This window comes from Bacillus sp. DX3.1, from assembly GCF_030292155.1.
GTDB lineage: Bacteria > Bacillota > Bacilli > Bacillales > Bacillaceae_G > Bacillus_A.
Genome location: NZ_CP128153.1, coordinates 388,543 through 400,205, shown reverse-complemented (window position 1 = coordinate 400,205; position 11,663 = coordinate 388,543). Strand labels below are relative to the sequence as shown.

Annotated in this window: 10 protein-coding genes and 1 pseudogene; 1 reads left to right on the top strand and 10 read right to left on the bottom strand. The window is 37.8% G+C overall.

What is annotated here, in order from left to right:
- Position 1 precedes the first annotated feature (1 nt).
- From QRE67_RS02050 to QRE67_RS02005, 10 genes and pseudogenes are all read right to left on the bottom strand, one after another.
- A complete protein-coding gene (locus QRE67_RS02050; protein WP_286123314.1) occupies positions 2 to 325 on the bottom strand; it encodes a DMT family transporter in 324 nt (107 codons plus the stop codon).
- A gap of 296 nt (positions 326 to 621) precedes the next feature.
- Positions 622 to 2,073: an NAD-dependent succinate-semialdehyde dehydrogenase gene (locus QRE67_RS02045; protein ID WP_286123313.1), complete on the bottom strand. Its 1,452-nt coding sequence runs from the start codon at positions 2,071 to 2,073 to the stop codon at positions 622 to 624.
- Positions 2,066 to 3,433, bottom strand: a complete 1,368-nt coding sequence (locus tag QRE67_RS02040) for a sigma-54 interaction domain-containing protein (RefSeq protein ID WP_286123312.1) — start codon at positions 3,431 to 3,433, stop codon at positions 2,066 to 2,068. The genes QRE67_RS02045 and QRE67_RS02040 overlap by 8 nt, the downstream gene beginning before the upstream one ends.
- Before the next feature lie 198 nt (positions 3,434 to 3,631).
- On the bottom strand, positions 3,632 to 4,993 hold the full coding sequence (gene gabT / locus QRE67_RS02035) for a 4-aminobutyrate--2-oxoglutarate transaminase (RefSeq protein ID WP_286123310.1): 1,362 nt from the start codon (positions 4,991 to 4,993) through the stop codon (positions 3,632 to 3,634).
- 151 nt (positions 4,994 to 5,144) lie between these two features.
- Positions 5,145 to 5,506, bottom strand: a pseudogene (locus tag QRE67_RS02030) (HAD family hydrolase); the annotation flags it as partial.
- A gap of 19 nt (positions 5,507 to 5,525) precedes the next feature.
- Positions 5,526 to 6,437 (bottom strand): diacylglycerol kinase, encoded by a 912-nt coding sequence (locus QRE67_RS02025; RefSeq protein ID WP_286125170.1) that lies wholly within the window; start codon positions 6,435 to 6,437, stop codon positions 5,526 to 5,528.
- Between the two features lie 666 nt (positions 6,438 to 7,103).
- A complete protein-coding gene (gene gatB / locus QRE67_RS02020) occupies positions 7,104 to 8,534 on the bottom strand; it encodes an Asp-tRNA(Asn)/Glu-tRNA(Gln) amidotransferase subunit GatB (RefSeq protein ID WP_286123309.1) in 1,431 nt (476 codons plus the stop codon).
- 14 nt (positions 8,535 to 8,548) lie between these two features.
- A complete protein-coding gene (gene gatA, locus QRE67_RS02015) occupies positions 8,549 to 10,006 on the bottom strand; it encodes an Asp-tRNA(Asn)/Glu-tRNA(Gln) amidotransferase subunit GatA (RefSeq protein WP_286123308.1) in 1,458 nt (485 codons plus the stop codon).
- Between the two features lie 14 nt (positions 10,007 to 10,020).
- Positions 10,021 to 10,311: an Asp-tRNA(Asn)/Glu-tRNA(Gln) amidotransferase subunit GatC gene (gene gatC / locus QRE67_RS02010; RefSeq protein WP_003194647.1), complete on the bottom strand. Its 291-nt coding sequence runs from the start codon at positions 10,309 to 10,311 to the stop codon at positions 10,021 to 10,023.
- 142 nt (positions 10,312 to 10,453) lie between these two features.
- Positions 10,454 to 10,690 carry a YiaA/YiaB family inner membrane protein gene (locus QRE67_RS02005; RefSeq protein WP_286123307.1) on the bottom strand — a complete coding sequence of 79 codons (237 nt, stop codon included), beginning with the start codon at positions 10,688 to 10,690 and terminating at the stop codon, positions 10,454 to 10,456.
- A gap of 419 nt (positions 10,691 to 11,109) precedes the next feature.
- Here QRE67_RS02005 and QRE67_RS02000 point away from each other — a divergent pair, with 419 nt between their 5' ends.
- A complete protein-coding gene (locus QRE67_RS02000) occupies positions 11,110 to 11,592 on the top strand; it encodes a MarR family winged helix-turn-helix transcriptional regulator (protein WP_286123306.1) in 483 nt (160 codons plus the stop codon).
- Positions 11,593 to 11,663: the final 71 nt, after the last annotated feature.

The window sequence follows — 11,663 nt, the reverse complement described above, 5'->3', positions numbered from 1 at the left end:
TTTATGATGCTGATGATACTTTCAATCCAATTACACCAAGAACAATGCAAAGGATACAGAACGCTTGAAATAAGCTAATATGCTCTTTAAAAAAGTATACGCTAATAATTGTAATAAATAATGTCCCTAAACCGGACCAGATTGCATATGCAATACTTAAATGAATCTTCTTTACAACCACTGCAAATATGCTAAAACAAATACCGTAACATACAAAAATAAGAACACTCGGAACAAGCTTTGTTAAGCCATTTGATAATTTCATTGCGACTGTTCCAGCTACTTCAAATACAATCGTTACAAGTAGTAATAACCAATAGACCATATAGAACTCCTTATTTTTCATCATTTGGAATTCTAGTATACTATGTTCTTTTTATCCCAAACAAGATTTCCTTCATTCGAAATAACATCTGCTTGTAACTTAGATAAATCCATTTTGATTTTTCAACATATAAGCCGCGGCTATGGATAACAAAAGCTGACCTACACTCGTTTTCTCTCTTTGTTTTCACTTAGCATGGGGGAGGAAAAGGATCTGACCGCTTCTATGCATGGCCGGATGCTCTCTCCCACCTAAAGAGAAGGGTTTTTAATTTGCATTTATATAGTTACTTCTTTTCACAATCCTAACGAAATATATTTAATTTCTAAATACTCCTCAATTCCAAAGTGACCACCTTCACGGCCAATGCCACTTTCTTTATACCCACCAAATGGGGCTTGTGCAACAGATGGAAGACCATCATTTAAACCGATAATGCCGTATTCTAATGCTTCGCTAATTTGAAATGCTTGGCTAATGTCTTTTGTAAATACATATGCCGCTAAACCGTACGGCGTATTATTAGCACGTTCAATTACTTCTTCAGCGGTTTCAAATTTTGCGACAGGTGCAACAGGTCCAAATGTTTCCTCATTCATGCATAACATCGTATCATTGGCACCGCCAATTACAGTCGGCTGAATAAAGTGACCATTCAACTCTGCGATTTTTTGTCCTCCGTAAAGTAATTCTCCACCTTTTTGGATGGCATCTTCTATATGTTCCTGCACTTTTTCAACAGCAGCTCCATCAATAAGTGGCCCTACAGTCGTTCCTTCTCCAAATCCGTCCCCTACCTTAAGCTCGCCTACAGCTTTTTGAAACTTCTCTACAAATCTGTCATACACTGCTTCTTGAACAAACACTCGGTTTGTACATATACATGTTTGCCCAGCGTTACGGAATTTTGAGCCGATCACTGCTTCTACAGCTTTATCTAAATCTGCATCGTTCATTACGATAAATGGAGCATGCCCACCTAGTTCAAGTGAAACTTTTTTCATTGTTTTCGCAGCACCGCACATTAATTCTTTCCCAATTTCAGTTGATCCTGTAAAAGAAACCTTTCTCACGCGCCCATCGTTCATCCACGTATCAGCGATTGCTTTTGCACTACCCGTTACAATGTTCAAAACACCTTTTGGAATTTCAGCTTCATGTGCAAGTTCTGCTAGCTTTAACGCTGTTAGCGGTGTTTGACTTGCAGGCTTCACGACTGCTGTACAACCTGCTGCTAGTGCTGGTGCTACTTTTCTCGTAATCATAGCAGCTGGAAAATTCCACGGTGTAATAGCCGCGATAACACCAACAGGCTGCTTCGTTACAAGAATGCGCTTGTCCGGATGAGAAGCTGGAATCATTTCACCGTATACTCTTTTTCCTTCCTCCGCATACCATTCTACAAAGCTATTTGCATAATTCACTTCGCCAAGCGCTTCTGCAAATGGCTTTCCTTGCTCTTTCGTCATAATCGCTGCAATTTCTTCTTTATTCTCATCAATTAATGTAAACCACTTTCTCAACTTTTGGGCACGATCAGCTGCCGTTAACTTTGACCAACTTTTAAAAGCTTCGTACGCAGCATCCACTGCTTGCTTCGCCTCAGTTACTCCACCTTTCGGAACGGCCGCAAAAACTTCTTGTGTCGCCGGATTATTAATTTCAATTTGTTCCTGCAGTTGAATCCATTCCCCGTTTATATACATCGCCTTCTGATCTAAATTAATATACGCTGCTTTCTTATCCAATGTTTTCTTCCTCCCCTATAAACTTCTTAATTTTCCTAGTCGCTGCTGATTGACTTATTTTTAAAGACTCTGCTACTTTATAACTCGATCCATGTGTTTTGTACGCTTTAAGAATGATATTTCCTTCCACTTCTTCTAACATTTCATAAAGACTTTTACCGGATTGTTCGATTGTAGATTTTTGCATAGACAATGGTAAATCTTCTGTTGTAACAAGGTCATCCGCGGTAATAACAATCCGTTCTATCACATTTTCTATTTCCCTATTATTTCCTTCCCAAGGGCATCCTACAAACACTTGTAATACACCCGGGGATAATTTCACATTACGCCCATATCTTTCATTAGAATGATCCAAGTAATGATAAACTAAAGGTAAAATATCTTCCGTTCTTTCACGTAATGGCGGAATATGAATCGGTATAACATTTAGCCGATAGTATAAATCTTTTCGAAATGTTCCTTGTTTCACCATTTCCGCTAAATCCCGATTCGTTGCTGCAACAATACGAACATCTACTTGTTTTAACTCTCTTCCTCCTACCGGGCGAAATGTTTTTTCCTGTAACACTTGTAAAAGCTTCGCTTGAATTTCAAGCGGCATTTCACCAATTTCATCTAAAAAAAGAGTTCCTTTATGAGCTAGTTCCAAAATCCCTTTTTTTCCTTCACGATTTGCCCCTGTAAATGTACCGCCTGCATACCCAAATAACTCTGATTCAATTAAATTTGTTGGCAAGGCTGCACAATTTATCTCATAAAACATCTCATTTTTACGATGACTCACTTCATGCAAATGACGCACTAATCTACTTTTCCCTACTCCCGTCTCTCCTAAGACAAGAACCGTACTATCTACCACGGATACTTTTTTGATTGTTTTGACTATTTTTTGCATAGCTACGCTTTTAAAAATAAGACCTTCGTGCTCATATGTTTCTCGCAATTCTTTTTTATACGTTTTTAACTGGTCATCCATCTCTTCTACTTTTTTTCGTAATTGATAAAGTTCCGTTAAATCACGTGAATAGCTAATGACTCGTCGCAAGTTTCCTTGTTCATCAAACACTGGTCTTGTACGGACATGCAAATATTCTCCTGATTTTGTTGTTTGAACAAGTTCAATCGGCTTCTGCTTCTCAATAACTTCCAATGTCGCAGATGGATAAAAAATACCTTCCTTTTGCAGATCCTTTACATGTCTACCAATCAATTTCTCAGCCGGTAGTTGATAGTGTCTTTCACACGTACTATTTACACGAACTACAATACCTTGCTCATCCGTAACAAAAATTTCATCAAACGCATACTCAAATACATCTCTTAAATCCATAAGCGCTCGTTCCTTTTCTGTAACCATTCTAGCCACTCCCCGAAGTATGAAAGTTTTTCAAGTCCATTGTTTCACTTTACTACACCGTTTACATTTATCCTTATTATAAAGTGAAACTTCCATTCGTGGGGATTTTATTCATTCACTTTAATGATTCGCCCTCTTTTCGAATCAACCAGAGAAAACTAGAATGGTCGCAAACAAGATTTTAATATATTACATGATTTACACCCGAGCTATATCAGCTTGCTCATAACAAGCTTGAAGAGAATCCTCAATAATTGTCAGTCCTTCTTCTAATTGTTCATCAGTAATAACCAGTGGCATTAAAACGCGAACTACATTCCCATACGTTCCTGCAGATAAAAGGAGTAAGCCTCGTTTATTTGCTTCTGCACATAAGTTTGCTGTCAATACTTTATCTGGCTCTTTCGTTGTACGATCTTTAACAAGTTCAAATGCACACATTGCTCCTAAACCACGAACATCACCAATACAGTTATATGTTTTCTTCATTTCTTCAAATCGATTCATAACGACTTTTCCTATCTGTACAGCTCGTTCATTTAATTTTTCTTTCTCGATTACATCAAGAACAGCTAATGCCGCACTACAGCCTAATGGACTTCCAGCATATGTTCCGCCTAACTCACCTGGAGCGGATTCATTCATAACTTCTTTGCGACCAATTACGCCACTAATCGGCACTCCTGCTCCTAATGATTTCGATACAGTAATTAAATCTGGAACCACATCATAATGTTCAATCGCAAAATATTTTCCTGTACGGCTAAAGCCAGTTTGAATTTCATCAGCGACGAATAAAATGCCATGTTCAGAGCAAAGACGACGTACTTCCTGTACAAATTTTTTACTTGGAACAATAAAACCACCTTCACCTTGAACGGGTTCCATTACAACAGCCGCTATGCTTTCTGGCGCAACTTCTGATATTAAAAAGCTCTTAAATTCTTCAATAATAAAGTTATCGTATTGTTCTTCTGTTAGCCCTTCTGGACGACGATATTCATATGGGAATGGCGCTTTGTATACTTCTGGTGCAAATGGGCCAAATCCATATTTATAAGGCTTTACTTTACTTGTCATCGTCATTGTCATCAATGTACGGCCATGAAACCCTTTTGAAAAAGCAATAATACCAGGTCGTTTCGTATATTTACGAGCGATTTTCACTGCATTTTCAACTGCTTCTGCACCGCTATTTAGAAATAGTACTTGCTTATCAAACTCTCCAGGTGCTAAAGCTGCGAGCTTCTCTGCTAGTTCAATATATGGTTCATACATCATTACATTAAAACCAGTATGAATATATTGATCTACTTGTTTATGGAGCGCTTCTGTAACAGCAGGGTGACAATGTCCAACATTAATTGTTCCAATTGCTCCAGCGAAATCAATAAATTGATTTCCATCTACATCTGTCACAAGTGCGCCATCAGCTGACTGTACGAATGTTTGAATGCCATTGCTAACTCCTCTTGGAACGATATTTTGACGGCGCTCAAATAAAGAGGCCGCTTTTGGTCCTGGAATTTGTTCATTTACTTTAGCAAATTTTGTATTCATCGTATCTTCCATCCTTTTCTATGATTTTCTATTTATATTGCAAAATGCATGCCAACTTATAAATACGATAACACTCTAATCTGTTGAGAATTACGACATAAAAAATAAGTCTATACAGACTTACCATGAGTCCGTATAGACTTATTTTTACTTACATAGTAGACTCCTCTTGCTCCCAAATAAACTCACCGGATTCAGAAATCAAATTAGCCACAGAATCTAATACGATATCAGCAAATGGGGCTAACGTTTGACGATCGCTAGTTCCAGAAAGAACCCCAATCGCATACCGCACATCACTATTTTTTGCTAAATACAAATTTGTCGGCGTATCTCCAATCACCGCTATTTCACACGGATCAAGAGCCTAAACCTCTCACAGAATGCTTCTACAATTTGTTTATCCGGTTTTTGTGCTAGAAATGTATCTGAAGCTACAATACAATCAAAAAAGGATTCTAATTGTTATTGCTTTAAAAATAGTTCTGTTGGTACAAAATCGTGAGATAGCACGCAATAAAAAAAGGATGCCTTATAAGGCATCCTCGTCATGTTCTCGTTCTGGAACGAACAACTCAAGACAGTGGTATATGTTTTCAAACTCCATCGGTGCATCTCCGCCGTATTCACCATCGAGGTTAATCATCAATTTATCTGGCGAATGAACTTTAATGCGATTCGCCTGTGTATATAATACTTTTGGATTATTAATATGCTCACCGCGCTGTGCTTGTGTTGCTGCTTTAATTAAATCAGCAATGGAACCTTTTTTCAGCACTAATAAATCAAATAAACCATCGTTAATCGACGCATATGGTGCAACTTTTTCAAAACCACCAACAGAGCGCGTATTCGTAATTAAAAACATCGTAATCTCTTCTTGCAATAACTTTCCATCATACTCAATTTCAACATATGTCGGATGTAGTGATGGCAGCATTTCAATCCCTTTTAAATAGTATGCAAGCTGTCCAAGTACCGTTTTTAGCTTACTTGGCACTTCATATGTTAATTCTGTAATACGGCCGCCTCCAGCGATGTTGATGAAGTATGTATCGTTCGCTCTCCCAAGATCAAGCGGAACTGTTTGACCCGCACAAATAATATCAGCTGCATCTTCAATGGAACGCGGCACACCAATTGCACGTGCAAAATCATTTGTTGTACCAACTGGAATAATACCGAACTTCGGACGATGCTCATGTCCTACTAAACCATTTACAACTTCATTTAGCGTCCCATCACCACCTGCTGCAATCACAACGTCAAACTTACGATCCGCAGCTTGCCTCGCCGCTACGGTCGCATCTCCAGGACCAGTTGTCGCGTGACATGACGCTTCGTATCCAGCTTGTTCTAATTTTTGCAGTACTTCTGGTAAACTTTTTTTAAATAACTCACGACCAGAAGTAGGATTATAAATTATTCTCGCTCGCTTCATAATTCGTTAGCACAGGAAAACTCTCATTCATCCTCAAAGAAAAAGAATATACCGAACCTTTATCCAAGTATTCCTATGCCTACCTCCTCTCATCTCCATATCCTTCTTTTATCCCGCTCTAGCGGGCAGTAAAAGCCCAATTAATGAGGGCTAACCATCATTTCCGGATAAGGAACCTCCCACTGATGGAAGTTTCACTTTATGTTACCAAGAAATATATGACGTTCCATGATTCATAATGCGTTCTATTTCATTCTATCTCTTTCATAAAAAAAAACGGATCTATTAAATACTGATTCCCTATTCCTACATGAGATGAAAAACTCTCTATGTCTAGATTTATCATTATTCCCACCTTTTTGCAACTATCATACCATAGTTGCTATATAAACATTTTTGCACATTTGTCAGTTAAACAAACGTTTGATTAAACAGCCATTAATTAAACGTTTGTTTAATTCAGAAAAAACACCCAAATATGGGTGTTTTTTCTGTTTAATCTTTGATGTTTGATAGTTCTAATCGAGCTAGCTCCGCTTTTCGTTTTTGTCCAGTTCCAGCGGCTAGAATACTCGGTCATTTCACTTCTTCCTACGAGGCAAAGAGCGCCTCTCTGTCAGAAGCTCCAATGCCCTCCTATTCTAAACGAGCCGCTTCCACTTTTCTTTTTTATCGCTTATTAATTTCTTCTAATAAGATTTTGTTAACAAGTGGCGGGTTTGCTTGTCCTTTTGTTGCTTTCATGATTTGACCAACTAAGAAGCCAATTGCACGGTCTTTACCGTTTTTGAAGTCTTCAATAGATTGTTCGTTATTATCAAGAATGTCTGTTACGATCTTACGAAGTGTGCCTTCATCAGAAATTTGAACAAGACCTTTTGCTTTTACGATTTCTTCTGGCTCTCCGCCTTTTTCAATTAATTCGTTAAATACTTTTTTTGCAATTTTAGACGAAATTGTACCTTTTTCAATTAATTGAACCATTTTTGCTAAGCTAGCTGGCGTTAATGCCACGTCTTTTAATTCTTTTTGTTGTTTATTTAAGTATGCTAGTACTTCACCCATTAACCAGTTTGATGTTAATTTCGCATCTGCACCATTTGCAACTGTTGCTTCAAAGAAATCAGACATCTCTTTCGTTAATGTTAATACGTGCGCATCGTAAGCTGGTAACCCAAGCTCTTCAACGTAGCGTACTTTACGAGCATCTGGAAGCTCAGGAATAGAAGCACGAATACGTTCTTTCCACTCATCATCGATGTAAAGTTCAACTAAGTCTGGCTCTGGGAAGTAACGGTAATCGTCAGATCCTTCTTTCACACGCATTAAGATTGTTTTCTTCGTTGCTTCATCATAACGGCGTGTTTCTTGTTGGATAATACCACCAGATAATAGTTCTTTTTCTTGACGCACTTGTTCGTGCTCAAGACCTTTTTGTACGTAAGCGAAAGAGTTTAAGTTTTTCAGTTCTGCTTTTGTACCGAATTTCTCTCTTCCAACAGGACGAAGGGAAATGTTCGCATCACAACGAAGAGAACCTTCTTCCATCTTACAGTCAGATACGCCTGTATATTGAATGATTGATTTTAATTTTTCTAAGTATGCATATGCTTCTTCTGGTGTACGCATATCTGGCTCAGATACGATTTCGATTAACGGCATACCTTGACGGTTGTAGTCTACTAATGAGTAGCCTTCGTCTGTATGCGTAGATTTACCTGCATCTTCTTCTAAGTGAAGACGTGTAATACCGATACGTTTCTTTTTGCCGTCTACTTCGATTTCAATCCAACCATTTTCTCCAATTGGCTTATCATATTGGGAAATTTGGTACGCTTTCGGGTTATCTGGATAGAAATAGTTTTTACGGTCAAACTTTGTTTCTGTCGCGATTTCACAGTTTAATGCCATTGCTGCTTTCATCGCAAAGTTTACTGCTTCTTTATTTAGAGTTGGAAGCACCCCAGGGTATCCTAAATCAATTACACTTGTTTGTGTATTTGGAGCCGCTCCGAATTCTGTTGGACTTGCAGAGAAAATTTTAGAGTTTGTTTTTAACTCAACGTGAACCTCTAAACCAATAATTGTTTCTAAATTCATCTATGCTCGCCTCCTTACAAACTTGCCTTTTTTGTATGATAATCTGTTGCTTGCTCGAACGCATGTGCAACGCGATAAATTGTAGCTTCATCGAAATGTTTACCGATAATTTGTAAACCAAGTGGCATGTTGTTTGCACCGAATCCACATGGAACAGAAATCGCTGGAACACCCGCTAAGTTTACTGGAATTGTTAAAATGTCGTTTGCATACATTGTCATTGGATCGTCCACTTTTTCGCCCACTTTAAATGCTGGAGTTGGCGTTGTTGGTCCAATAATAACGTCATAGTTTGCAAATACATTTTCAAAGTCGTTTTTGATTAATGTACGTACTTGTTGTGCCTTTTTGTAATATGCATCATAGTAACCAGAGCTAAGTGCAAATGTACCAAGCATAATGCGGCGTTTTACTTCGTCACCGAAGCCTTCGCTACGCGTATTCTTGTAAAGGTCTAGTAAGTTATTCACATTATCAGAACGAACGCCGTAACGAACGCCATCAAAGCGCGAAAGGTTAGCAGATGCTTCAGAAGAAGATAATAGGTAGTAAGTTGCTAGTGCATATTTAGAGTGCGGAAGAGATACTTCTTCCCAAGTTGCTCCCATGCCTTCTAACACTTTTAAAGCCGCTAGTACGGATTCACGAGCTTCTTCGCCAACACCTTCGCCTAAGTATTCTTTTGGCACAGCAATGCGTAAGCCCTTAACGTCGCCTGTTAAACCAGCTAAGTAGTTGCCTACTTCAATGTTTGCAGAAGTTGTATCCATACGATCAACACCTGAAATAGCTTGTAATAAGTATGCATTGTCTTCTACTGTACGTGTAATCGGTCCGATTTGGTCAAGAGAAGATGCGAACGCAACTAAACCAAAGCGAGATACACGACCGTATGTTGGTTTTAAACCAACAACGCCGCAATATGCAGCTGGTTGGCGGATAGAACCACCAGTATCAGAACCTAATGAGAATAATACTTCTCCTGCTGCTACTGCTGCTGCAGAACCACCACTAGATCCACCCGGTACGTAGTCTAAGTTCCAAGGGTTTTTCGTTGCATAGAATCCAGAGTTTTCATTAGAAGACCCCATCGCAAACTCGTCCATGTTTAATTTACCGATTGTAATTGTGTCAGCAGCTTTTAGCTTTTGCACAACTGTTGCATCATAAATCGGATCAAAATTTGCTAATATTTTGCTCGCACAAGTTGTACGAAGACCATTTGTTACGATGTTATCTTTTACACCGATTGGCATACCGAATAGTAAGCCATTATCTTCAGCACCAATTTTCGCATCTAACTCTTTCGCTTTTGCACGCGCATTTTCTTCATCTAATGTAAGAAAAGCTTTTACATTGTCTTCAACATCAGCAATACGTTTGTAAGATTCTTCTACTAAATCCGTAACGGAAATTTCTTTGCTGTTTAATTTCTTATGTAACTGTGATATAGAATGATCAAATAATGACATCGAAATTCCCTCCTCTATTCTAATACTGCTGGAACACGGATTTGATTATCTTTGTGATCCGGTGCATTTTTTAATACTTCTTCAACTGGTAAACCTTTTTCTGGTACATCTTCACGCATAATATTTTTCATATCTAATACATGAGTTGTTGGTTTAACACCTGTTGTATCTAATTCATTTAACTGCTCAGCAAATGTAACAATTGCATCGAGTTGCTTTTGGAATTTTTCTGCTTCTTGATCTGTAATTGCAAGACGTGCTAAATGCGCAACATGCTTTACATTTTCAACGGAAATTCTTGACACGGCTAGGCCACCTCCATAATATTTCGTTCAATCTACAATACTATTGATGATACCAAATTTTCAGTACTTCAAGCAAGTCAACACACGGTACTTACAGCATTTTTACACAAAAAAAAGAAAGGCTTGTGCCTTTCCTATCATTTTATGATTTATCCACTGGTTCTTTTTTAGGAAGATGTTCATTATCTTCCTCATTATCACGAATTGTTTTTTGTAATACAAAACAAGACATTGTTAAAAATAACGTTCCGATTAAATAATATCCTTTTACACTAAGTGTTTCATCTAATGTATAAATACCAATTAACATACCGGAAAGTGCACAAACAAAAGAAGTCCATGCTAAAAATGTGAACGCTTGGGTATTTCTCCTTCTCATTGTTCTCCCCCTTATCAGCTGTAAATCCATTATAGGTGAGCATATTACTATTTCTATTATGGATTTTTATGTAAAATGCTCTTCTCTTTTTATTACTCTAGCATATATGAAATTCTTTATAAAGAACTTTTTAATTTATATATAAATATAAATTAAAAAGCAGACATAAAACCCTTCTTCTTAGGTGGGAGAGAGCATCCGGCCATGCATAGAAGCGGTCAGATCCTTTTCCTGCCCCATGCCAAGTGATGAAAACAAAGAGAGAAAACGAGTGCATTTGTTATCCATAGCCGCGGCTATATGTCGAAAAATCAAAATGGATTTATATAGTTTGAAAAATAAAAATAATATTTGACATTTATTACACTGAAACATAAAATAAATATTACGAACCTCGAAATATACGGGAGTGGAAATAATTGTTGCAATATGAACATTTTTTAGACTTACTGCTAGATAACGCTAGGAAGCTTTTCTATCCAGAAGAATGGGTCAGCCTTGATTTATCACTTTCGAAAACAGAAGTATTCTGCCTGCTATGGATGGAGCGAAATACAGACATTACGATGACTAAAATTACGGAACTTCTTGATATTCCAATGAGTACAACGACAGGTGTCGTTAATCGCCTTGTTAAAAAAGGGTATATTGAGCGCTATCGTAATGAAAGTGATCGACGTATTGTATTGATTCGTCTAACAGAAACAGGAATACAGCTTGTCCAGGAAGTGAAACAAAATGCTGCTCATTACTTTAACCTTGTGACCGAAGCATTATCAGAAGAAGAAAAAGCATTTTTACTGCAAATCTTCCAAAAGATTATGAATCACATTGCTACGTCACAACAAAAGCAAGAAGAAAAGCTTCCCTCACCTAAAATGAAAAACATTCCGATTGAATAAAGCCCATTACGGGTTTTTATTCAAATAAATATTTCGACTTCCGTAATATTCGACTATCGAAACAAAGGGGA

Coding starts and splice junctions, on each gene's coding strand:
- gabT (WP_286123310.1), bottom strand. CDS start 4,993: ATGAATACAAAATTTGCTAAAGTAAATGAACAAATTCCAGGACCAAAA.
- QRE67_RS02005 (WP_286123307.1), bottom strand. CDS start 10,690: ATGAGAAGGAGAAATACCCAAGCGTTCACATTTTTAGCATGGACTTCT.
- QRE67_RS02050 (WP_286123314.1), bottom strand. CDS start 325: ATGGTCTATTGGTTATTACTACTTGTAACGATTGTATTTGAAGTAGCT.
- gatA (WP_286123308.1), bottom strand. CDS start 10,006: ATGTCATTATTTGATCATTCTATATCACAGTTACATAAGAAATTAAAC.
- gatB (WP_286123309.1), bottom strand. CDS start 8,534: ATGAATTTAGAAACAATTATTGGTTTAGAGGTTCACGTTGAGTTAAAA.
- QRE67_RS02040 (WP_286123312.1), bottom strand. CDS start 3,433: ATGGTTACAGAAAAGGAACGAGCGCTTATGGATTTAAGAGATGTATTT.